The organism is Desulfosporosinus orientis DSM 765, from assembly GCF_000235605.1.
In the GTDB taxonomy this organism is placed as follows: domain Bacteria; phylum Bacillota; class Desulfitobacteriia; order Desulfitobacteriales; family Desulfitobacteriaceae; genus Desulfosporosinus; species Desulfosporosinus orientis.
This window is the reverse complement of sequence record NC_016584.1, coordinates 4,421,658-4,445,855: the sequence shown is the minus strand read 5'-3', so window position 1 is coordinate 4,445,855 and position 24,198 is coordinate 4,421,658. Positions and strand designations below refer to the sequence as shown.

Annotated in this window: 19 protein-coding genes and 1 pseudogene; 15 read left to right on the top strand and 5 right to left on the bottom strand. The window is 42.7% G+C overall.

Going from position 1 to position 24,198, the window contains the following annotated elements:
* Positions 1-565 precede the first annotated feature (565 nt).
* The 3 genes and pseudogenes from DESOR_RS20640 to DESOR_RS20635 all read left to right on the top strand — a co-directional run bounded on the left by DESOR_RS20640 (position 566) and on the right by DESOR_RS20635 (position 4,762).
* Positions 566-2,515 carry an endonuclease MutS2 gene (locus DESOR_RS20640; protein WP_014186534.1) on the top strand — a complete coding sequence of 650 codons (1,950 nt, stop codon included), beginning with the start codon at positions 566-568 and terminating at the stop codon, positions 2,513-2,515.
* A 39-nt stretch (positions 2,516-2,554) separates the two neighbouring features.
* Positions 2,555-2,750 (top strand): annotated as a pseudogene (locus DESOR_RS28360) (DUF2922 domain-containing protein).
* Positions 2,751-3,016: 266 nt separating this feature from the next.
* Positions 3,017-4,762: a methyl-accepting chemotaxis protein gene (locus DESOR_RS20635; RefSeq protein WP_014186533.1), complete on the top strand. Its 1,746-nt coding sequence runs from the start codon at positions 3,017-3,019 to the stop codon at positions 4,760-4,762.
* On the opposite strand, the gene abc-f is transcribed toward DESOR_RS20635, so the two are convergent.
* From abc-f to DESOR_RS20620, 3 genes are all read right to left on the bottom strand, one after another.
* Positions 4,755-6,671: a ribosomal protection-like ABC-F family protein gene (abc-f, locus tag DESOR_RS20630; RefSeq protein ID WP_014186532.1), complete on the bottom strand. Its 1,917-nt coding sequence runs from the start codon at positions 6,669-6,671 to the stop codon at positions 4,755-4,757. The genes DESOR_RS20635 and abc-f overlap by 8 nt on opposite strands.
* Before the next feature lie 102 nt (positions 6,672-6,773).
* Positions 6,774-6,926 (bottom strand): RAxF-45 family protein, encoded by a 153-nt coding sequence (locus DESOR_RS29810; protein WP_014186531.1) that lies wholly within the window; start codon positions 6,924-6,926, stop codon positions 6,774-6,776.
* Positions 6,927-7,246: 320 nt separating this feature from the next.
* Entirely contained in the window at positions 7,247-7,483 is a 237-nt protein-coding gene (locus DESOR_RS20620; RefSeq protein ID WP_014186529.1) for a hypothetical protein, read from the bottom strand.
* A gap of 190 nt (positions 7,484-7,673) precedes the next feature.
* Here DESOR_RS20620 and DESOR_RS20615 point away from each other — a divergent pair, with 190 nt between their 5' ends.
* From DESOR_RS20615 to DESOR_RS20605, 3 genes are read left to right on the top strand one after another with little or no spacing between them, the layout of a single operon-like run.
* On the top strand, positions 7,674-7,961 hold the full coding sequence (locus DESOR_RS20615) for a putative quinol monooxygenase (protein ID WP_014186528.1): 288 nt from the start codon (positions 7,674-7,676) through the stop codon (positions 7,959-7,961).
* A gap of 60 nt (positions 7,962-8,021) precedes the next feature.
* The gene (locus DESOR_RS20610; RefSeq protein ID WP_014186527.1) at positions 8,022-8,513 is read left to right on the top strand and encodes a DUF2284 domain-containing protein; all 492 of its coding nucleotides are present in this window, start codon (positions 8,022-8,024) and stop codon (positions 8,511-8,513) included.
* A gap of 21 nt (positions 8,514-8,534) precedes the next feature.
* Positions 8,535-8,786 carry a hypothetical protein gene (locus tag DESOR_RS20605; RefSeq protein ID WP_014186526.1) on the top strand — a complete coding sequence of 84 codons (252 nt, stop codon included), beginning with the start codon at positions 8,535-8,537 and terminating at the stop codon, positions 8,784-8,786.
* Positions 8,787-8,796: 10 nt separating this feature from the next.
* On the opposite strand, the gene DESOR_RS20600 is transcribed toward DESOR_RS20605, so the two are convergent.
* Together DESOR_RS20600 and pepT are read right to left on the bottom strand one after the other, a co-directional pair.
* On the bottom strand, positions 8,797-10,962 hold the full coding sequence (locus DESOR_RS20600; protein ID WP_042331479.1) for a UvrD-helicase domain-containing protein: 2,166 nt from the start codon (positions 10,960-10,962) through the stop codon (positions 8,797-8,799).
* A 514-nt stretch (positions 10,963-11,476) separates the two neighbouring features.
* Entirely contained in the window at positions 11,477-12,703 is a 1,227-nt protein-coding gene (gene pepT, locus DESOR_RS20595) for a peptidase T (protein ID WP_014186524.1), read from the bottom strand.
* A 376-nt stretch (positions 12,704-13,079) separates the two neighbouring features.
* Between pepT and DESOR_RS20590 the strand changes: the two genes are divergently transcribed.
* From DESOR_RS20590 to panB, 9 genes are all read left to right on the top strand, one after another.
* Positions 13,080-14,102: a TRAP transporter substrate-binding protein gene (locus DESOR_RS20590; protein ID WP_014186523.1), complete on the top strand. Its 1,023-nt coding sequence runs from the start codon at positions 13,080-13,082 to the stop codon at positions 14,100-14,102.
* Between the two features lie 62 nt (positions 14,103-14,164).
* Positions 14,165-14,674, top strand: coding sequence for a TRAP transporter small permease (locus DESOR_RS20585; protein ID WP_042332574.1), 510 nt, complete (start codon positions 14,165-14,167; stop codon positions 14,672-14,674).
* Positions 14,671-15,948 carry a TRAP transporter large permease gene (locus DESOR_RS20580; RefSeq protein ID WP_014186521.1) on the top strand — a complete coding sequence of 426 codons (1,278 nt, stop codon included), beginning with the start codon at positions 14,671-14,673 and terminating at the stop codon, positions 15,946-15,948. Before DESOR_RS20585 ends, DESOR_RS20580 begins: the two co-directional genes overlap by 4 nt.
* Positions 15,949-15,959: 11 nt before the next feature.
* Entirely contained in the window at positions 15,960-17,201 is a 1,242-nt protein-coding gene (locus DESOR_RS20575) for a nickel pincer cofactor-dependent isomerase, group 22 (protein ID WP_014186520.1), read from the top strand.
* A 48-nt stretch (positions 17,202-17,249) separates the two neighbouring features.
* Positions 17,250-18,668, top strand: coding sequence for an FAD-binding oxidoreductase (locus DESOR_RS20570; RefSeq protein WP_014186519.1), 1,419 nt, complete (start codon positions 17,250-17,252; stop codon positions 18,666-18,668).
* Positions 18,646-19,845 carry an FAD-binding oxidoreductase gene (locus DESOR_RS27535; protein ID WP_014186518.1) on the top strand — a complete coding sequence of 400 codons (1,200 nt, stop codon included), beginning with the start codon at positions 18,646-18,648 and terminating at the stop codon, positions 19,843-19,845. Before DESOR_RS20570 ends, DESOR_RS27535 begins: the two co-directional genes overlap by 23 nt.
* A 5-nt stretch (positions 19,846-19,850) precedes the next feature.
* Positions 19,851-21,092: a (Fe-S)-binding protein gene (locus tag DESOR_RS20560; protein ID WP_014186517.1), complete on the top strand. Its 1,242-nt coding sequence runs from the start codon at positions 19,851-19,853 to the stop codon at positions 21,090-21,092.
* A gap of 41 nt (positions 21,093-21,133) precedes the next feature.
* Complete coding sequence (locus DESOR_RS20555; protein ID WP_014186516.1) at positions 21,134-22,612, top strand: sigma 54-interacting transcriptional regulator; 1,479 nt, start codon at positions 21,134-21,136, stop codon at positions 22,610-22,612.
* Positions 22,613-22,711: 99 nt separating this feature from the next.
* Positions 22,712-23,566, top strand: a complete 855-nt coding sequence (panB, locus tag DESOR_RS20550) for a 3-methyl-2-oxobutanoate hydroxymethyltransferase (protein ID WP_014186515.1) — start codon at positions 22,712-22,714, stop codon at positions 23,564-23,566.
* Positions 23,567-24,198: the final 632 nt, after the last annotated feature.

Below are 24,198 nucleotides of genomic sequence, written 5' to 3'. Positions count from 1 at the left end.
ATCCAGTTCTTTAGGCGCCTCCTTTTTCGTTGTCTTCATTGGCGCCCCTGCAAGGGACATAGCCCAATGATCAACGATAATTGACATTTGCCACAGAAATGTAATAATATAAGTTATACCTGAAAATGAGAGGATGGTTTTTTTGTTAAATGTGTCTGTAATGGTGATTTTCAACTAAACAGTTGAGAGAGGTTACTTTGTAAAACGTGGGTGTTAAACCTGCTTTTTCAAGGGTGCCTTTCTGAAAGCGCAGCTTTTGCGCTTTTGGATAACGCCTTACAGATTACTTCCTACAATAACCATTTGAGTTATAGCAGTGTCAACCTTTGTCGATAAGGTCAACAAAGCTGACATTGAGACTTGCGATAATTATCGTATAGTTTTGTAGAGTGTAACGGGCATGTCCTGTTACACTCTATTTATTTTCTCAATATAGTTATGCGATTTTTACGTCAGTTAAATCGTTGCCCACAGGAGTATTCTGCGTATTTTTGGGAGTTAAATCATCCTAAAAATAAGGTGATCTCTCATGTGGGCATTTTCATTGCTATAAGGAGGATTTTTTATGAACGCAAACAAGACACTGGAATTTAATAGTATACTTGAAGCTTTAACCGATCACGCACTTTCTCAAAAGGCAAAAGAAAAATTGCTCTCACTAAAGCCATTTTTAAGTGAGCGAGAGTGCAAATCCAAAATGCAGGAAACAACAGAGGCGCGCAAAATTTTAGAGGGCATAGGCACGCCGCCCTTGGCATCAATGAAAGAGCTTGATAAGATATTAGATTTAACTGTGAAAGGCTCTATGCTGACCCCGGAACAGCTCACAAGTATCTGTGGTTTTATTTCTTCATGCAAAAGGATGAAAAAATATCTTAAAAAGGCTGAAGCTTTCAATGCGGACATAGCGTTTTATGGTCATTCTTTTAGTCCGCTTGATATGCTTTTTGAGGAAATTGAGCGCTGTATCAGAAATGAAACGGTTGACGATGATGCTTCTCCTGCCCTTCGTGATATACGCAGAAAAATAGAGAACACAAAATCTGCCGTTAAAATGAAGCTTGAGGGTATACTTCGCAGTAAAAAAGAATGGTTCACAGATGGATATGTCACTATCCGTAATGGCCGGTTTGTATTGCCGGTTAAAAAGGGCTATAAAAATCAGTTGAGCGGAACAGTTATTGATACTTCAAGCACAGGCGGCACCTGTTTTATTGAGCCTACAGCAGTTAGAAAGCTGCAGGAGGAATTGGGCATTTTAGAAATTGAAGAAGATAATGAGATTAGAAAAATATTATATACCCTTACCGTACTTGTTGATGAGCATATTAATGAGTTGAGAATCAACAAGGACTGCATGGAAACATTGGATGTTACATTTGCCAAGGCAAAGCTATCAGTAGAGATGAAAGCAGTTCCTGTGTCCATCACAACGGAACGAAAAATCATCATAAAGCAGGGGAGACACCCTTTATTGAAGCCAGACCTATGCGTTCCTCTTGATTTTGAAATCAGAGGTGATCTTCGTGATAACGCTGTTAACGGTGTTGTGATTACTGGGCCAAATACAGGCGGTAAAACCGTTGCCTTAAAAACCATTGGCTTACTGTCAATGATGGCACAAAGTGGTCTTCATGTTCCTGTTTCTCCTGACAGTGTATTTTCTATGCACAACAACATTTTCTGCGATATCGGTGATGGGCAGAGTATTTCCGAAAATCTCTCCACCTTTTCATCCCATATCAAAAATATTGTAGATATTCTAAAAGGGGTAACCAGCGAAAGTCTTGTTTTGCTTGATGAGTTAGGCTCCGGCACAGACCCTGCTGAGGGAATGGGACTGGCAATTGCAATTTTAGAAGAATTAAATCAGAGAGGCTGTCTCTTCGTGGCGACCACCCATTACCCGGAAATAAAGGATTTTGCCAAGAACACAAAAGGACTTATGAATGCACGAATGGAGTTTGACCGCGAAAACTTACAGCCTTTATACAAGCTGCAAATTGGCGAGGCCGGAGAAAGTTGTGCCTTATACATTGCCCAAAGATTAGGATTTCCGGGGCGAATGCTGAAGCGAGCACAAGAGGAAGCATATGGCGGCAGATCCACTGTGTCAAGAGATATACCAACAATTCTGTTTGATGAGGATAATCCTAAGATAAATACTGTTTCCAACACCAAAATTCAAAAAGAAATTCCGAAGGAAAAAGCACTCTCACGGAGCGAAAGCTTTAATATAGGTGACTGTGTAAGGGTTTACCCTCAAAAATTGCTTGGTGTTATTTACAAGAAGACAAATGAAAAAGGCGAGCTTGGAGTGCAGATAAAAGATAAGAAGCAGCTTATTAATCACAAGCGGCTTAAGCTTTTCATTCCTGCCAGCGAACTTTATCCTGAGGATTATGATTTTTCAATTATTTTTGATACGGTAAAAAACCGCAAGGCTAGACACCAACTACAAAAAGGGCACGATGTAGTGATAGAATATGAGGAGGATTTAGATTTTAATGAATAATAAAGAGGTTGCCAATTCCAACCCGGCGGCAAATCCTTCATTATTTCTGTCCCTCAGCCGAGGGAGAACCTGACGCTGTCTGAGGCCCAGACCGTGATGGAAACTTGTTATAGTCCGGAATATATTTAACAGCCCCAGCGGTGAACTGGCCGCGATACAGGATATCAGGGTAATAGACATGACCACTAACGATCTTTACGATCCGCGGTGGTGTAAGGAATTTACCCATAGATAAGGAGGTGCCTTTTGAACTGCATCCGGTTCTTTAGGCGCCTCCTTTTTCGTTGTCATGATGGCCTAAAGTGTATTCATTTCAACATTTGAAGGGATTTCGTAAATCATGTCGAAAGAATTATAAAGTAAGGAAGATATTGTTGAGTATAGGAGTAATGTAGCTAAAAAGGAATAGTGAGCAATAGGGCTCTTCATTCAACCTTGGTTACCAGGGTTATATGAAGAGCTCTTTTTTAATTAGATAGAAGATTAAGAGGGGTGAGTTCTGTGAGTAATTGGTTAAAACGTTATATTGTACCTATAGTATTTTCAGGGGGTATGCTTTTCTTAGGGCTCATATTCAGGAATACCAATTTTACCTTTCCATTACTTTTAGTTAGTATCGGCGGCTTCATGATTATTTGCTTATTCCAGATCAGAAAAACCTTCCAGTTATTAGATTACTCTATAGAGTATCTGAAACGGGGATCACTTGGGGATTACCTGGTTTTAGAAAAAGGAGTAAAATTGGTTGAGCAGTTGAATAATGAAATAACCGCAATTCTTCAAAGTAATAAATTCGACCGTGAAATGCTGATAAATATTCAAAAGAAATTGTTAACGGAAAATCACGAATTTATGGCTCTAAGTTCTTTTTGGGAACCCAATGCTTTTGACCAGAGAGACAGCAGTTTCCAAAATATCGATTACTTTCATAAAGGTAATTTTACGGCCTATGTTTACCGTGATGAGGATGAAGGTATAAAGGTTATTTCTCTCGGTGATATTTATACTCAGCCATGGTACACCGTGCCAAAGAAAACCCACAAAATCACCATAACTGAGCCTTATGAGGAAAACATTAAAGGCAAAAAGATTTTAATGGCCAGTGTTGTTATGCCAATTATTTTCAAGGGTAAGTTCCTGGGAGTTATTCCAACAGACATTGTCTTGAACGAGATTGAAGAAATACAATCGGATGTCGTCTTGTATAACAATAGGTTCAAAAATACACTAACCGAAACCATCAGCAAGGGTTTGATCAATAGAACAGATGAGTTTGGTATTCTCGGACAAGCGATTAAAGCCACCAATATCAGTCAAAAACAGATCTTGAATCGTTTGTTGCAAACAACGAATCAGGTTACGGAAACGTCTAAAGAACTAACCGTTATATCCCAAGAGTCAGCCAGAGCTGTTGAAGAAATTTCTAAAACAATCGAACAAATTGCATCCAGTGCAACCACTCAGGCTCTGGAAACAGAAAACGGCGTTAATGAGATTACGGAATTAGGCAAAATTATTGAGCTGGACCAACGATATTTGAATGATTTAAACAATTCAGCTCAAACCGTTGAAAGAATGAAAAATGAAGGTATAGCCGCTATATCGGAACTAATAGAGCGAACAAGAGAAAGAGAAAACTATACCGATTTGATAGAGGAAGGGATTATTAAAACCAATGTAAGTGCTGAGAAAATCTATTCGGCAAGCAAACAGATTCAGAATGTAGCAGATCAAACCAATTTGTTGGCTCTGAACGCAGCTATTGAAGCAGCACGGGCGGGTGAAGCTGGAAGAGGATTTTCGGTAGTGGCAGAAGAAATTCGGAAGTTAGCAGAGCAATCAAGGAATTTGACCAGCGAAATTAATTCTGTAGTGGATGAGTTACAATCGAATTCACAAAGTTCCGTAGAAATCAATGGGAAAAGTTCAGTCATTGCTGAAAAGCAGGAAAGCAGTGTTAAGATTACCGGTGAGCGCTTTGAAGGAATAGCCAAAGCCGTGGAAAAGACTAAAGAAATTATTGAGAACTTAAATGTTTCTGGTCAAAGTATGAAAGAGAAAGAAATTCAACTTGTTAACATGGTAAAAAAATTAGATCGTATTGCAGAAGAAAATGCCGCCAGTACAGAGCAAGTTTCGGCAGCTTCAGAGGAGCAAACCGCATCAATGATCGAAATTGCGAAGGCAAGCCAAGGTCTTTCCGCTTTAGCCAATGAATTACAACAGGCCATTAGCAAATTTAATTAAGGTAAAAAATCCACTTGTCATACAATAAATTTAGCCGGACTTCAATAGTCTCCCGTTCATGCTGAAACGCAGCAAGTTTTGATGAGTCGCAAGAAATTGCCGGGTCAGACATTTGAGCCTCAATATCAAGAATTTGCTGTTCCAGTGCGGTTATTTCCTTTTCCAGCTGAGTGGCTGCTTGGCACGGATTTTCTGCCTTGGACACAGAGGTTTTAACTTGCTGCCCCCGTTTATTAGCAATGTTTTCCGGGCTGTCTGTTTTACCTACGATCTTAATAATTGGTTTATTCTTTTGTTCCAGATAGTCATTATAATTACCCAAGTACGCAGTAACCTCGCCTTGGGCAAGTACCCAAACCTTGTGAGCCAAACGATTGATAAAATATCGGTCGTGAGAGATTGCCAGCAGCGTGCCGGGAAATTCCTCCAAGGCTTCTTCCAGAGCTTCACGGGAATCAATATCCAGGTGATTCGTAGGTTCATCGAGCAATAAGAGATTGGGCTTTTGATACATGAGTAATGCCAGTTGCAGCCGGCTCCATTCTCCGCCGGACAGACTGCTGATCTTCTTGAAAACGTCGGAAGCGTAGAAGAGAAATTTCGCTAACTGTTTTCTGGCTTCACCTTCTTCCATATTCAGTTCTGTACGGAAATATTGCAGGACGGTTTGGGCGGACTTGAGGGGTGCACTGTCCTGGGAAAGATATCCTATGTCAACTCGTGAGCCAAGGTGAATTTCACCATGATCCGGATTTTCCTGATCTAAGATTAATTTCAGGAGAGTACTTTTCCCGCAGCCGTTTTTTCCCATGAGGACGATTCGGTCGCCGTAAAATAGCCGGGCGCTGACTTGGCTGAAAAGGGAGCGGTCAGCATAGGATTTGCTGATTCCCTCCAGTGAAATCACTTGCTTACCGGAACGGTCACTTTGTTCCAGATGCAGGTTGATTTTTTTTCGTTCCAAGATCGGCGGCTTTAACTTAATCATGCGATCTAAGGCTTTTTGCATAGAGGCGGCACGGCGGTGAAAACCGGGATTCGGTGGAGTGGAGTTGCCCCACTCAATTAATTGTTTAATGGATTCCTGCATCTTTTTAATCTTTTTCTGTTGTTCCTGATAATTCGCAAATTCTGAGAGCAGGCGGCTCTCTTTTTCTTTCTGATAGCCGGTATAGTTGGTTTGATAGGTTACGGCTTCACCGTCTTCCAGTTCAATGATTTTAGTGATCACTCTATCTAAAAAGTAACGGTCATGAGAAATAACCATGACAGTCCCCTTATAGTTATTTAAAAAGGTCTCCAGCCATTCAATGGAGGACATATCCAGGTGATTAGTTGGTTCGTCCAGCAATAAAACATCAGGCTGGGTCAAGAGTAAGGCTGCTAAACCCACCTTTGTTTTTTCACCGCCGGATAAAGAGGAAAATGGCCGTGGGTAGTAATCCGCCGTGATCCCCAGTCCGTTGGCAATCCCGTCGATGCGGGAAGAGATTTGGTATCCGCCCGCCTCTTCGAACTTCACCTGAAGTTTGCCATATTCCAGCATAAGTTGATTAAGTGTATTATTCTCTGCGTTCACGGGGTCGGACATTTTTTCCTCTAATTGCTCTAGTTGCTGCTGCCACTTCTTTATTTCTTGAAAGCACTGTTCCAATACTTCATAGACGCTCATTTCGGCGTCATATTCAGGGGACTGAGCTAAGAAACCAATCCTGGTGTTTTTGCCTATGGCGATTTGTCCTTGTTCAGGCTGAAGGGATCCTATGATTAACTTTAAAACTGTGGACTTTCCTGTTCCGTTACGGCCTATTAGACCGACTCGTTCTCCTGGCTTGATTTCAAAGGTGACGTCGGTAAGCACTTCATTGGCGCCAAAGGATTGTTTGATGTGTTGAAAATTAATAATCATGTTCATTCTCCTCCGGGGAAATGACACTCATAATAGGGATTTAAGCATAAAAAAACCGCAGGGAAATGTCCCTACGGTCGCAGCTGCAATCTTTCCTTGCGGTTATGGTAGGTGTGTCATTTCGCAATTTTGTTGATTCGTACTCAGTTGCTTAAAAATAGGCATAGCTATCCCGTTAAACAAAACTGCATACATAATTCCAAAGATTGCTAATGGCAACTGTTCAAGACGAAGCATTGCAAAATCGCGATTCATCCTACCACACCTCCTTCACTGAATTAGTATGAATATAGTAACATAATCCAGGTGGAATAATCAACCAAATTTTTAGCCTCTATTCTTGCTTTCCTGGGCGGTCTGAATCCTGGCCTGACTTCAGAAGAACAAATTCACTGTCTTTACTATACCAGCATCGACTATCTTGTAGGATTGACTAATAATAAAAGGCCCTATCGTTAATGGAGGGATAATAAAGGGAGCGAAGCTAAGAGAACTTAGGCTTTGCTCCTTTTTTACATAAACTGTTTGAGCAGATTGTAAACTATGCAACCAGCTCACTTGAGCTTTCTCCTTAATTATAGAGTCTCAGTTTCCAGTATCTGCGGCTTGGACTGACGAATATGAAAGTGATTGTGCTGCAGCTTTAAAGTATGCAGCGTCCCGCAAACCGAGCATTTTTTGTGTTCACCGTCTTTGAAGTGTATTTCCCCGATATGCCCGCCGCAGCAGGTTACTTCAATGCTGATGATTTCGCCGCCATTATGGAAATTAACACGGTAGTCATTAGTCTTACCTTCGTTCTGAAAGTCCATAACTTCTTCACCCTTCCATATTTTGTTTGGCTATCCCAAATATAGCATTAGTTTAAGAAGGTGGCAACCTCAAGATATGAAAGCAGTGGACAGCTGTGGGCAGGGAGGAGTAATACTTTGAAGGAGAAATTGCCTGGGTGTTGAATATAGTTATATCGTTCCGAGTGAAAAACAAAGGAGTTGATTGGAATTGTTGACGTTACTGGCAACCTTAAAAGTAAAGCCTGGTAAAGAGGCCGAAGTGGCTGGAATTTGTTCGCAATTGGCCAAGGAAGTTCTTGCTAAGGAAAAGGACTGTTTGATGTACATACCCCATGTGGTAAAGAATGACCCAACTGAAATCGTCTTCTTTGAAAAATACAAGGATAAAGAGGCCTTCAAAGCCCATGGGAGTTCAGCTTATTTTCAGGCAGCAGCCCAAAAGTTTGAAGACCTCCTGGAGGGTAAGATCCAGGTAAAATTTCTTGAAGAAGTTTAAGAGGTTGCAGCGAGGGCTTGATGCCAAACCAACGCGACCTGAAGGGAGGCGTTTTACACAATGGATAAGTATGTCGAATTAGCGAGAGAATTAAAGATGGAAAATGCTATGCTTATTACGAACGAAGATATTCATTTTGATATAAGAGCGAACTTAAAATGCAAATGGGGTTGTGGGGATTATTTAAGTGTTAAATGTCATAGCAGAGATACTACATTTTTAGAGCGAGTCGAAATGATAAAAAGGTATAAACGCATTCTGATCGTTCATTCTCATGATGCTCATGAACTAAGCAAAGCACTGCTTGAACTTGAAAGAAGGGCGTTCTTAGATGGCTATTACTTTGCCTTTGCTATTCGAAGTTGTAATCTATGTAAGCTGTGCAGTGTTAATAGCGGCGGGCAGTGCCCTACTCCGGAAAAAATCAGGCCATGTGATCAACTTTTTGGGATAGATGTCTATAAAACAGTCAGAAGCGCAGGGCTTCCCTGTGAGGTACTAACAAACAAAGATGATACACAAAATCGCTATGGTTTTTTGTTAATCGATTAAATTTGAAAAGAGGTCAATGGAATGTCTTTTACCCTAAGAACAGCGGCTGATGTTTATAAATTTGCACTCCCCCTGTATGATTATCTCAGCCAGAATGGGCATGCCAAAGAGGCTGATGCTCTGGTGAAAGTGGTGGACTCTTGCTACCCTCAGAGCGCCCAAGCCTTGGATGCACACCGCAGGGCATTTAATCAAATCCGGGAAACGGTTCCTGACTTGCCTGCGCAATACCTGATCGCTCTCAATGAGGCTTTGGAAATTTTGTCAAAGTAATCGTTGAGTCTTAGTTTCTGCTGTTTTCCCCTTCGATTTTGGCTCTCAGGCTTATGTTTCTCACCGTGCCAAGGTTGTCGAACTTAATTAAGTAGGCAGCTTTCTCACGGTTGATTCCCATGACTTCGCCGGCACCCATGATGCTGTGCACGATCCGGTCGCCGGGTTGAAAAGGAAACTCAGAAGACTTCGCTTCTATCAGCTTTTCGCTGCTGCCGATCTGCCAATTGGATTCCTTGACCAGACCTTCATCAAGTTCTGCTGTGTAAACAAGCAGGTTTTTGTCTACATTGAAAATGAAACGGGAGGGATAGCGATAGGAGCCGTCCAGATTCCGTCCCTCCGCATCAGTCAGGTACAAAGCTTTTTCCGCACGGGTGAAGGCGACAAAGGCCAGCCGCCGCTCTTCTTCCATGGCTTCAAGGGTCTTGGTCTTTTTGGAGGGGAACACCCCTTCTCCGAGACCGCAAAGAAACACATAGGGAAACTCCAGGCCCTTGGCCGTATGTACCGTCATCAGTTTAACTGTATTTTTGCCGGCAGCTGTATCGGCATTGGTCAGGAGTCCGGTATGAGACAAATAGCTTTCTAAGGTGTTTTCCTCTCCGCTTGTGGTCTCGTATTCATAAACCGATTGTTTGAGCTCTGCCAAATTGTCCAGCCGCTCCTGACTTCCTTCCGTCCGGAGCATTGCCTCATAGCCGCTTTGGTCAAGGAGGGAATTTAATAAGTCGGAAACCGGCACTGTCTGATATCTTGCAGAAAAGCTTTCGATTAAATCGAGAAACCCCTTGGCCTTCGTGCCCTTGAAAATTTCATGGTCGATGGTTCTTTCCAGAGCGCTGTACAGGGAGCATTGATTTTGGGCGGCATAATCTTTTAAAAACTTCATGCGCCTCACGCCGATATTGCGTTTGGGCACGTTAGCTACCCGCAGGAAGGACAGGTCGTCCTTATAGACAATGAGCCGGAGATAAGAGAGAGTATCCTTGATCTCCATCCGGCCAAAAAATTGTACGCCGCTATAGATGGTGTAGGGGAGTTTTTCTTTCAGAAATACCTCCTCCAGGGTACGGGAGATGAAATGGGCGCGATAGAGGATTGTCACGTCGCTGAGCTTTACGCCCTGAGCAGCCAGTTCCTTGATTTGCAGGGCAATCCATTTGGCTTCCTCCTCCGCTGTTTTGGCATGATGGTAAACAACCGGAACTCCGTCCGGCAGCATAGGAAGCAAGACCTTGCTGATGCGGTTTTTGTTGTTTCCGATTAAAGAATTAGCAGCAGCGAGAATCTGCGGTGTTGAGCGATAATTCTCCATCATCATAATGGTACGGACCTGGGGGAATTCCTGGTCAAAGTCCAGCAAATATTTAAGCCGGGCACCGCGCCAGGTGTAGATCGTCTGATCCGGGTCGCCTACGATAAAAAGGTTTTTGTGATAATCACACAGCACCTTCATCAGACGGTACTGCAGCTCGTCAATATCCTGATACTCGTCGATCATGATGTATTCCAGCCGCTGCTGCCATTTCAGCCGGATCCCTGCATCCAAGCTGAAGATGTGGAGTACATATTTAATCAGATCGTTGTAGTCGAGTCCAAAACATTTCTTTTCCTGATACAGGTATCCCCAGAAGATGATGTCCTCCGTTTCTACTGCATTCAGATACTTAAGATGCAGCTCTTCAAGAGAAAGAGAGACCATAAATTTGTAGTACTCCGGATCTTTAAACAACTTGCGGATTTCAATCATGTCTCTGGCTTTAGAGAAGGTCATATGCCGCAAGGTGAGGCCCCGTTCTTCGTAAATGATCTTCAGCATGTCATTGATATCGGAATTGTCAAGAACAAGAAAGCTTTTTGGATAGTGAACAGCGTTGATGTCCTCCTGCAAAACAGTCACACAGAAGCTGTGGAAAGTGCTGATATAGCCGGTATCGTTGTCGCCGCAGAGACGGCGGATGCGATGTTTCATCTCCTGGGCGGATTTATTGGTAAATGTGACGCAGAGGATGTTGGACGGCATAATGCCAATCTCATTGACCAGATAGGCAAACCGATGGGACAGTGCGCGGGTCTTACCCGACCCCGCACCCGCAATCACGCGTATGAAGCCTTCCGTGGCTGTTACTGCCTGTCGCTGCTGTTCATTAAGTCCCGCCAAGATGTCACTCATCCTGTTAGTCACCACTTTCTTCAACTAAATTCAATAATATCTTTGTTTAACCGGTGCAAGCATATAGAATTAAGCTTGAGCATCGAACGTCTGTTTGATATTTTTATTATACATTACTTTGAAAAAATCAGTTACCCCTTAATGGAAATATCTTTGCATCTCATATACTAAAACTTCGGGCTCCATGTTAAAAAAGCGCTCTTAATCCGAAGTAACTGGGAGCTGTGGCAAAGGAAAAAATAAATAGTAAAACCCCGGATTTATCCGGGGTTTTAGAGGAATGGTTTGCTAATTAGCTGGTTTCTTGTAGTATGGATTATCAAGATAAGTGTTGCAAATCGAGCAGTAGATCTTCTCTTCATAGCGATGATCACTTGCACTAAATAAAGTATTTTTACAATTTGGGCAGAAAAATTCAAACATCCTCGCTAACTCTTTCCTTTTGTTATAATCTTTCTGCTTCGCTTCGCTAAATGTATTATACTAGAAATCAAAATAAATTTAACTAGTTTACCTAATCATTAGAGTACAATTCTATAATCTTAAGGATGACTTCAACAGACTTCTCCATGGCAAAGGTTGGAATGAATTCATACCGTCCATGGAAGTTGTGACCTCCTGTAAACAGGTTTGGGGTTGGGAGTCCCATGAAGGATAGTCTGGCTCCGTCAGTGCCCCCGCGAATCGGACGGAGTTGGGGAGTAACCCCAACCGCTTCCATGGCTGCACAGGCTTTATCGATAATGTGCATGACAGGTTTTATTTTTTCTCTCATATTTTGGTATTGATCAGATAGTTCAATATCAAATGCACCGGCACCAAACTCTTTGTTGAGTTCCTCAGTGAGTGAGCGCATCTTCTCTTTGCGCTTCTCAAAAGAAGATTGATCGAAGTCTCGGATTATATAATAGAGGGTCGTTAGTTCCACATCTCCATGGATATCGTTTAAATGATAAAACCCCTCATATCCTTCCGTATTGGCTGGTGTTTCACTTGGAGGAAGAAGAGAAATGAATTTGTTGGCTAAGAGAATGGAGTTAATCATTTTATTCTTGGCACTTCCCGGGTGAACATTTCGACCCCGGACTTTGATAATTGCCTTTGCCGCATTAAAGTTTTCGTATTCCAGTTCACCCAGGGCTCCGCCATCTACCGTATAAGCGAAATCAGCACCAAACCCTGAAACGTCAAAGTGATCCGCCCCCCGCCCGATTTCTTCGTCAGGAGTAAATCCGACGCAGATTTTTCCGTGCGGCACCTCAGGATGCGTGACAAGGTATTCGAGGGCAGTCATGATTTCTGCAATACCTGCTTTATCATCCGCTCCGAGCAAGGTCGTTCCATCAGTCGTGATTAAGGTTTGCCCAATGTAATCCTTCAATTCCGGAAAATCGTCAGAGGAAAGTATGAGGTTTTTTTCTTCATTAAGCAGGATATTTCCACCAGCAAATTTTTCAATAAATTTGGGTTTTACATTCTCACCGGAAAAATCCGGGCTTGTATCCATATGGGCGATAAAGCCAATAGCCGGAACGATTTTATGGGTATTCGAAGGGATACTTGCATAAACATATCCTTGCTCAGAAAGCCTAACGTCGTGCAAACCGAACCCTCTTAACTCTTTAACAATCTCTTGGGCCAATTTCAGTTGTGTAGCTGTGCTGGGAACGGATGTGGAATTTTCGTTGGATTGCGTATTGAATTGAACATATTTAAGAAAGCGATTAATGACACCGGACATGATATAATAGCCTCCTGTCTTTGCTGAGAAACTGAAATCAGCAAGAATTATAATACTCAAATGTATTTCTAAGTATCAATAATAGGCTATATTAGGGCATCTGGCAAATTTTACTGCGTCATTTTCTCGAATAGGCAGCGGTTTCTCATAAATGCAATCCTGGGCTTGTTAAGCCCAGGATTTTATAGTTCAAAAATATCTAATAATTCTAACAAAACGTTATAATTGCCTAACGATTTGTTAGAAAGAAAAATTGCCTTGTTGTCTAAAGTCAAACAAATTCAACTAATTATGAATTTTTTAATTATGGCACATACTTTGCAATATTTAAGTTTGTACAAATAATACACTAAAAAATTTGAGGGAGGAAAATGAGTTGTTTAGCAAAAGGAAAAAAGGGATTTCATGGCTGCTCTTAGGGGTCCTGGTATTGATGCTGGGGGTTACCGGCTGCGGCGGGGAGAAACCGGCTGCCAGCACGGGGAGTGATCAAACGATTACGATTAAAGTCGGCCACGTTTTAGCTCCAGATCATCCCTACACCATTGGTCTCAAAAAATTTGGCGAGCTGGTTGAACAGAAAACTCAGGGTAAAGTAAAGGTAGAGGTTTTTCACAGTTCTCAATTGGGTAACGAAAGGGATATGATTGAAGCTCTGCAGTTGGGAACCCAACAGATGGCTCTTGTTTCAACCGCCCCATTGGCTAGTTTCACAAAGGAATTTTTAGTATTTGATTTACCTTTCATCTTTAATGATAGTCAATCGGCTCACAAAGTACTTGATGGAGAGATCGGACAAGGAATTTTAAATTCTCTTGAATCACAAGGAATTATAGGGCTTTCATATTGGGAGAATGGCTTCAGACATGTGACAAATAATACGCGGCCCATTAATAAACCTGAAGATCTTAAAGGACTTAAGATTCGTCTCATGGAAAACCCCATTCACATGGACACCTTCAGGACCATGGGAGCTGACCCAACGCCAATGGCCTTTGGGGAACTATTTACTGCATTACAGCAGGGGACCATTGACGGACAGGAAAATCCTATTCCGATTATCTGGACTTCCAAGTTCTATGAAGTTCAAAAACAGTTAAGCTTAACCGGCCATTTTTATGCTGCGGCACCTCTTTTGGTATCCAAAACATTCTTCGATGGTTTAGCACCTGAATATCAGAACGCTATTAAGGAAGCTTCCATAGAAGCAAGGGATTATGAAAGGGATTTGATAGCCCAGCAGGAAACAGAGTTCCTTGGGAAACTTAAAGATCAGGGTGTAAATGTTATTGAAGTTGATAAGAGTCTATTCAAAGAAGCTGTCAAACCGGTCTACAGCAAATATGAAGGGGAAATCGGTAAAGATCTGATTGATAAAGTTATTAGTGCTCAACAATAAATTTTAACCCCAGGCAGGCTGCAATGCCTGCCTGGGTTCCGCAGAGAGGAATAGGGTGGGATATGAAAAAAATATTCGCTAATCTTGAAGAGTATCTGTGCACTATGCTCCTGTCGATTATGACTATCGTCGTTTTTTATCAGGTTTTCTGTCGATTCGTTATTAAAGCTGCCTTACCCTGGTCTGAGGAATTGTCGATTTACATTCTGGCCTGGGTAACCTTTTTGGGGGCCAGCATTGGTGTAAAACGTGGATCCCATATAGGGGTTGAGGCCGTTATTGTTTTATTCCCCAAGAAGATTCAGAGATATTTTGTTTTATTATCTTATATTTTTTGTACCGTCTTCTTTGTCATCATCGTTTATTATGGCTTGCTGATTGTACAGAAACAGATTATAACAGGTCAGGTTTCACCGGCCATGCGCATTCCCATGTATTATGCCTATCTTTCTGTTCCGGTGGGAAGTATCTTAATCGTGATCCGATTTGTGCAGAAATTTATTGCGGAACTAAAAACTAAGGATAAATCTGAACCATCCGACTTAAATACATTGGGGGGACATAACAAATGACGAGCATTCTTTTTGGTGGCTTTGCTATCTTAGCAATCCTTGGTTTGCCAATAGCGGTCGTTTTAGGCCTAACCTCTGTTATAGCACTGGCGACAGCTACCAGTATTCCTCTTTTGGTTGTTCCGCAAAGAATGTTTACAGCCGTTTCCTCTTTTCCGCTGATGGCAATTCCTTTTTTCATGATTGCCGGTGTACTTATGGAGGGAGGGGGAATCTCCCGGCGCTTAATCAATCTGGCCAATAAAATTGTCGGCCACCTTACAGGCGGGCTAGCTATGGTAGCAATTCTCACCTGCATGTTTTTTGCGGCGATATCGGGGTCGGGGCCTGCTACCGTGGCTGCTATCGGCGGGATTATGATTCCTGCAATGGTCAGCGCCGGTTATGATTTGGGCTTTTCTGCGGCGGTAATGGCCGCGGCCGGTTCAATTGGTGTGATTATACCTCCCAGTATTCCTATGGTCACTTATGGAGTTGTTGCCGGCGCATCTATTGGGTCCCTGTTTCTGGGCGGGTTAACTTCAGGGCTGTTAGTCGGTTTGGCTTTAATGATCCCAACTTATTATATTGCCAAGAAAAGGGGCTATAAAGGTACAGGCAAGTTTAATTTCAAAGAGGTATTGATCGCAGGCAAAGAAGCGTTTTGGGCGATTCTAATGCCTGTAATTATTCTAGGAGGAATATATGGCGGAATATTTACCCCTACTGAAGCAGCAGCAGTGGCCGTAGTTTATGGTTTTATCGTGGGGGTATTCGTATACAAGGAGCTGAAATTTACTGACTTAGGTAAGCTCCTGGCCAATGCGGCTGCGAGCACCTCTATCGTGATGTTGATCATCGCAGCGGCTTCAATCTTTGGCTGGATCATGACCAGTGAGCGGATACCTGATGCAGTGGCTCAAGCCTTTGTCAGCTTCTCGGACAGCAAAATTGTTATTCTTCTGCTCATTAATCTGCTTTTATTGATTGTTGGTTGTTTTATGGAAACCAATGCTGCAATTATCATCTTGGCACCAATTTTCCTGCCTCTTGTTGTCAAAATGGGTGTCGATCCAATTCAATTTGGTTTAATTATGGTTGTTAATACGGCCATTGGTATGTTTACGCCGCCTTTAGGTGTGAATCTCTTTGTTGCCTGTGGTCAATCCAATCTTAGTATTGAACGAATTTCAAAGGCAATTATTCCGTATATCATTGCCATGGTTGCGGCAGTTTTGCTGATTACTTATATTCCTGCAATTTCCATGTATTTACCTAATCTGATGATGAAATAGAGGGCCGGACAATGGATTTGAATTTATTTAAAGTCAAACAAGAATTTAATTCCACCAGGATTGATGATATTTCTCTGACGATTTCTCAGGAATTTGAGAAAGCCGACTTGGCTGATCGCCTGAAACCAGGCAGTAAAATAGCTGTTGCCGTGGGCAGCAGGGGTATTGCCAACATATCAGACATCGTAAAATCGGTGATTAAGGAGTTAAAAAAACTCAATGTTTGCCCTTTTATTGTACCGGCTATGGGCAGCCATGGCGGGGCTACAGCGGCAGGGCAATTGAAAGTGCTGAATAGTTTGGGGGTCACGGAGAAAAAGGTGGGTGTCCCTCTTCACTCAAGCATGGAGGTTGTCAGGCTTGGTGAAATTGATGGGGCAGTTCCCCTATATTTTGATAAGTTGGCGGCAGAGGCCGATAGCGTTTTTGTGATAAACCGGGTTAAGCCTCATACTGACTTTGGAGGGCCCTTGGGCAGCGGTCTGATCAAAATGATTTCAATTGGACTGGGGAAGCACAAGGGATGTGTTGCCTTGCACACCCATGGTTTAAGCAAGTATATTCCTGTGGCTGCCAAGCTTTTGCTGGAAAAGGTGAATATCCTGGGTGGATTGGCGATTGTAGAGAATAGTCAGGAAGAGACAGCGCATTTGGAGTTAGTGAAAAGCGGAGAGATGTTTGAGAAAGAAGAGAAGCTGCTGGAAATGGCCAAATCTCAAATGGCAAGACTTCCCTTTAAGGATTTGGACGTTCTGATTGTCAAGTCAATGGGAAAAGCCATCAGTGGGACCGGTATGGACACCAATGTTATTGGCAGATTGAAAGTTGAAGGGTTACCGGAACAGGGTGAGCTGCAAATCAAGAGAATTGTTGCCCTTGATCTGGCCGGTAATTCCTATGGCAATGCCTTGGGAATTGGTTTAGCCGATTTAACAACGAAGAAACTGGTAGATAAGATAGACTTTAAGCCCATGTATGCCAATGTCATTTCAACGAGTTATTTAGAACGAGGTAAGATTCCCATATTTTTAGACACAGATAAGGAAGCGGTTGAAACGGCCTTAAAGACTATCGGCCCAAGAGGGGTTGAAAAGGCCAGGATCTGCATTATCAAGAACACTTTGGAATTAGAGGAATTCTATGTTTCGGCGAGCTTGGTTGAAGAGTTAAGAGAAAACCGGAATATTACCATTGTGGAGGAAATCGGGCAGATTCCCTTTGCCGAGGATAGTCAGGATTTATTGCTTTTTTGATTATACCCTTAGAATTATTATCTAATTTCCGGAAAGTAGGTGATAACGGTGCTTCAGAACATTATTGTCAAAGAGCTGGAACAAATTGTAGGTGAAAAGAATCTTATTACGGCACGAATACCCCTGGCAACTTATGCATATGATGCCTCTCAATTTTTTGGCACGCCGGATGCTGTCGTATTTCCCACAACAACAGAAATGGTTAGTGCTATCTTCAAATTAGCTCAAAGGTATGATCTCGAAATTACTCCCCGTGGTGCCGGAACTTGTTTAAGCGGCGGGGCGGTTGCTTCTCAGGGCGGCATTGTTATCTCGATGAATAAGATGAACCGGATTTTAGACATAAATCCGGGTGCCCGCACTGTATTGGCAGAAGCCGGTGCGATCAATAAGCAGGTTCAGCTATTGGCAGAGCCCTATGGATTGATGTTCGCTCCCGACCCCGGCAGTCTGAATGTAGCCACAATCGGCGGCAATATTTCAGAAAACGCGGGTGGGATGCGTGGGGTTAAATATGGCTGTACAAAGGATCATATCTTGGGATTGGAGCTTGTGCTTCCCACGGGTGAGATCGTGACAACAGGAGAGATGGTCTCCCCTTCAGAAGAGCAAATTGATTTAAGTTATTTCCTCTGCGGTTCGGAAGGGACTCTGGGGGTAGTTACAAAGGCCTTGCTAAGTTTAACTCCGATTAATTCTCATGTGGTGACTATGACCGCTGTCTTTGATAATCTGGCGGATGCAGGGGATTGTGTTGCCGACATTATCGCCAAAGGTGTTATTCCCACGACCATGGAAATTATGGATAATACGCTGATCAGGGCTGTGGAGGACTATGCTAAGTTAGGCCTGCCTGTCAATGCCGAGGCACTTTTATTACTGGAAGTCGATGGCTTCAGTTCTGAAGTTGAGGTGCAGTTTACAGCTATTATCGAATCTTTTAAAACGAACAAAGCTCAGAACTATACTATCGCCAACAGTGAACTGGAGAGGCTTTCCCTTTGGAAAGCAAGAAGGTCGGCCAATGGCGCTCTGGGCAAACTTAAGCCCTCCATGGTTGTTCAGGATATTGTGGTTCCCAGGGACCGTCTCCCCATTATGTTAAGTAATGTCTCTGCACTGGCCCAAAAATATGGAATTATTATAGCCCAAGTGGCCCATGCGGGTGATGGTAATTTACATCCTCACCTGCTTTATGATCACCGGATCTCTCAGGAGAATGAAGTTATTGAATCTGTTTGTGATGAAATATTCAAGGAGGCTTTGGCCCAAGGAGGGACTCTTTCCGGAGAACATGGCATTGGTCTGGAAAAGATAAAATACATGCCTCTGGCTTTTAGTCAGGAAAGCTTGAACTACATGAAGCGGTTAAAGACAGCCTTCGATCCCCAGGCAAAATTAAATCCTGGCAAGCTGATTTCAGAGGGAATGGGGGAAGGGTTCCATGACCCAGCAGCAAGTTGTTGATGTTTTTAAACAATTTATTCCTGCTCAAGACACGTACAGTCACTATAGAAACCTATTTGAGGCCGGTTATCGTCCGGATTTAATCTTTTATCCTGAATCGGCTGAGGATGTTGCCGGTATCCTGAAGTTAGCCAATCAATGTCAATTGCCCGTTTATCCCGTTGGCAGCGGAACGATATTTCAGAAGAGGATTGAACCGTTTGCAGCAGGAATACTGATGTCCACAAAAAAGCTTAAGCGGATTATAGAGTATAGGCCTAAAAATATGAGTATAGAAGTCGAAGCCGGCTTGACATTTCAGGAGCTTCAGAAATTATTGGCTCGGGATAAAATCTTTTTTCCTGTTGAACCGGATGAAATCTCCTCAACCATTGGCGGGCAGGTGGCTGCCAATCGTTATGGGAGAAAAAAATATATGTATAAAAGCAGCCGCTTCTATGTCATGGGTATGGAGTTCGTTTCCCCTCAGGGTGATATAATCAGGGTGGGTGGAAGAACTGTCAAAAATGTGAGCGGCTACGATGTGAGCCAGCTTCTGGCGGGCTCTTGGGGCTTATTTGGAATCATTACTAAAGTAACTCTGCGGCTCAGACCTCTTCCTGAAAATAATCTTATTATGAAGTGCAGTTTCAGAGGTCTGGCCTCAGTACAAGCTATAATCAAAGGAATATTTAATGAACCATTAAGTCTGGCCTCTCTGTTATTGAGAACTGATGGAGAGGAATTATCCTTACAGTTGGAACTTGAAGGTTTTAAGGAAGCCCTGGAATTACAGGCCTCAGAAATGGAAAGAAAATATGGATTTAAACGAAGTTCTAATTTACTGGAAAAGATAAAAGAAATGCCGTTTACCTTTAGAGTGCCGCTTCAGAATTATGGCAGGGTACTAGAATGCCTATGGGCTTGGGCAGAAAAACACCGTCTTTCTGTTAATATTCAAGGTAATGTCACCAACGGTACCCTTGAAATCGATTTGAAAAACACGGTTGATGATGAAGGCAAATTGATCGAAGAGCTAAGCGGAGAACTCCGGCAATTTGAGGGGTGTTTAATTCATAGAGGAAATACTTTGCGGGCTAAAGCTGAAATGACTAACCAGAAACTTCTCTTAGAGATCAAAAGACAAGTTGATCCCAATAAAATATTAGTTCCGCAAATCTGCTTTTTGAAGGAGTGATTGTCGTGAAGCAAGCGGAACTCTTAGATGTAATAATGAAATGCAATCGTTGTGCTTCCTGTCAGGATGTCTGCCCGACCTATAAAATAGCCGGTACTGAATTTGCTGTTGCCCGCGGGCGTTTGCGCTTGCTCCGTTTAGGCCTGGAAAATCAACTTGATTTAGATAAAGAACCTGAATTGGATAGGTTTATCAACGAATGTTTGTTGTGCAAAGCTTGTGAAGTCAATTGTCCGTCAAATGTACCCATCACCACAATCATCAGTGACATTCGAGCACGTTTTACGAGAAATAAAGGGCTGCCCTTGGTAAAACGAATCATGTACAGGGGATTCTTCTCCAATCCCAGGAAGCTGAATTTGGCTCGTAAAATGGCGGGGATTTACCAGAGGAGCGGAGCAAAAAGGGTATTAAATCAGGTGAAGGTCTTAAAGGATGTAAACAATCTTATGCCTGATATGCCTAGACAGAGCTTAAGGGAACAGCTCCCTGTAATTCTCAAAGCTATGCCGGGAGCAGCTCATACTGTAGCGTATTTTTTGGGATGTTCGGTTAACCAATTTTACAGTCAGGTTGGCAGGGCAACACTAAAGGTGCTGCAGGCCAATAATTGTGCTGTAACCGTTCCCGATGTGACTTGTTGTGGTGCTCCCCACCAGAGTGCGGGAGATCTCGACGAGTATAAAAAGCTGGCCAGGCATAACTTAACGATACTGGCCAAACTTAAGGCGGAGGCAATTATTATTGATTGCGCTACCTGCGGTGCTGTCCTAAAAGAATACGAAGAATTATTCGAGGATGAACCTGAGTACAAGAAAATGGCTCAGGGTGTCAAGGAAAAAATTGTCGACATTAGCACCTATTTAGTAACGATTGGTTATAAAATAGGAGAAAGAGATATGCCTCTTAAGGTAACTTATCATGATCCTTGTCACGCTATCCGGGGGTTGGACGTAAGTAAGGCCCCGCGGACCATATTAAAAAGCATGCCAGGTTTGCAGTTTATAGAAATGAAAGAAGCGGACACCTGTTGTGGCGGAGCAGGTTCCTATGGTATTTTCCACCCTGAAATGTCCAAGAAGATATTGGAACGGAAGATGGGAAATTTTACAGAAGCCAATGCCGGAGTACTGGTTACTTCTTGTCCTGCTTGCATGATGCAGTTAAATTACGGAATGAAAACTTATGGTATTTCCGGACAGGTAAAGCACCTGTCGGAATTATTGGCAGAATCTTATAACATTTAATCCGGCAAAAACTGCCTGACCTGATAAGGGGTGGAGAAAGTATGAAAATCGATGATCAGCTGAACAGCGAAATATTGGACAGGATATTAGGGACACTGAGAGAAGGGGTCAATATTGTCGACGCCAATGGGATTATTGTTTATGCCAACCATAGTTCGGCTAATTATGTTGGGGAAAATGTTGAAATGATCGGAAAGCATATTACTGAATTCTACCCTAAGGCGGCCTTGCTGGAGGTTATGGCGACTCATCAGCCGGTTTTCGACAAAAAAATAGTTCATGATGCGGATAGAATTTATATCGTTAATGCAACACCCCTCTATATCGGGGAGAAGTTTTCAGGAGGGATAGCGACCTTTAGGGATATAACTGAAATAGAGAGATTGTCTAAAAGGTTAGAAAATCTGGAGATGGAATTAGCCCTCAACCGGATGAACGATGATGTGTTTGAATCTATAGTTGGCAAAGAGGGCAGTCTTAAGGAGGCCAGGGACAAAGCCCAGAGAAGTATCGCGTCTCTGGGTGGGCCCAGGCATAGCGTTATTGTCGGGGAGACAGGTACCGGTAAAACCATGTTAGCTAAAGCCATGTATAAGTTTGCCGAAAAAATTGGAGTTATTAAACCGGGTTCTCCTTTTATTGAAGTTAACTGTGCGCAATTTACCAATGCAGATATAGCAGCAATGGAGGTATTTGGGACTGAAAAAGGGTCATTTACGGGGGCCTATGAAAAACCGGGCTTGATTGAAATAGCCAATGGAGGGATACTCTTTCTCGATGAAGCCCAGTCATTAGGTACCCATCAGACCATGCTTTTAAAGGTGATTGAATCAGGAATGGTAAGAAGAATCGGGGGCAGAACGGAACGAAATGTCAATATCATTATTATTACAGCGTCCAGCAAAAATTTAAAAAAGGAATTTATACCCGAGTTGTACCAGAGGTTAGCCCAGTATCAGATTGAACTGCCACCCTTAAAGGAAAGGTGCTTAGCCGAAAAAGAGAGCTTACTGAATTCGTTCGTAAGCTTGTATCAGTGGAAGGCGAAAAGCCGATATAATATTTCCTTAAAAGTTGTGTTTTCAGAAGCGGCCAAAAACATCCTTTTAAAGGCTAACTATGAGAGGAATATCAGGCAATTCCGTGATGTGGTTAATGCATCGATTGACGCAGCGGCGCCGTTGATCAGCAATTTATCCAGGGATACAGTGGATTTAAAAGTTAGCGTGGATGAAGGTGATTTGCCCTACGGGATGTTTATAGAAGATAAGAATGAGGAACAAACTGAAGAGGTTAAAGTACAGCCGGATCAAACACTGGAACAGTTGATTAAACAACTGAACGAAGAGGGATTAGGGCCGCGGAAAATTGCAACAGAACTAAAGAAAAGGGGCATTCAGCTGGAATATTATCAGATAGCCTATAGGCTTAAAAACGGTATGAATGAAGAAAAATCTAACGCCGGAAATCAAATTCCTAACAAAATTGTTAGAAACAAGAAGAATCAAAAAGCTGTGTAAGCCCAGCCCTTCTCAAAATAGGCTGATTTCCAGATTGGCATAATGTTTGCAATAAGATTAAGCGTCTGGATGTTATCACTATTTAGAGAGGGGTTTATTATGAGTAAGAAGAGTATTCATGATTTTCATCAGATGGTTGCTAACGGGGAAAAAATCGTATACCTAACAGCATACGATTATTTAACGGCAAAAATGGAGGAAAAAGCCGGGGTAGATATGATCTTGGTGGGTGATTCTTTAGGTATGGTCAGTCTGGGGTATGATACTACTTTCCCAGTTACCATGGATGATATGATTAGGCATTGCCAGGCCGTGCGCAGAGGCGCACCTAATACTTTTATCGTGGGAGATATGCCCTATATGTCTTATCAGGCATCCGATGAGCAAGCAGTAGCCAATGCCGGAAGATTTGTCAAAGAAGCTCTTGTTGATGCTATTAAGCTTGAAGGCGGCGGCCCCATGATTGCCAGCAGGATCAAAGCGATACAGCAAGCGGGAATACTGGCTATGGGTCATATCGGCCTGACTCCTCAGTTTATGGGACAACTGGGTGGGTATAAAGCTCAGGGACGAAGCGCCCAAGCTGCTATAAGCCTTGTCAGGCAGGCCAAACTCTTAGAAGAAGCAGGAGCTTTCAGTATTCTTGTGGAAGGTGTACCGACGGCTGTGGGCAAAGCGATTACTGAACGGGCTGATAATATACCTATTCTTGGTATTGGAGCGGGGCCGTATACCCATGGACAATTGCTTATTTATGCAGATATGGTGGGTCTCTATGACAACTTTGTACCTAAGTTTGTTAAGAAATATGCCAACGCAGGTGAAGTAATGACTAACGCATTTAAGGAATATGCCCAGGATGTCAGAGAAGGCAAGTTCCCCCTGGACGGAGAGCATACCTATAAGATGCAGGAAGAAGAAGTCAAGGAATTTACAGCTTTGCTTGGCGATTAACAATAGGGGTTGGGCTACTTTTTAGTTCTTATTCAGAGGGTCAGCCACTGAATAGGGTTGGTGCCGTTGTATTTACTAATTACTTCTATGTGAGTAACAGAGTTCTCGAAGTTATCGTTCGACTGAGGAATAAATCAGGCCGCCTCGTATTGATCTGCTCCCTGTCTACTTGACAGGGAGCAGATCATATTATGAGGCGGCCTGAACTTTGTAAATAATCAGAATAAGTTTCATCTTTTTGTCTGGAAGATTATGCTATAATAGTTATAACTGGTTGTCGAGGGACGGTTGGCCACACCCTTATAGAAAGGGGGTGGTAGGATGATCTCAATGGTTGAGGCAATGTATTTAATGATTGCATTTGCAACACTCATTGTTATGATTATGAAAAAGAAATAACCGCCCCCCAGCCAGGATTGCGGTTATTTCTTGTAGCTGTAATTCAGGCTAACCGTTTGGTTAGACAATCTGCCGGGCTGGCGTGCTCGCAACACGTCAGTCCTTTACTAATATTATATCCATAGATTGTAAAATATGCAACCAGCCCACATATAGGTAAGATTGGCGAAGGAAACAGGTTAAATTTCGCAACGTTGCATAATTTGGCTTTATGCAAAGTATAGCATGCTTGT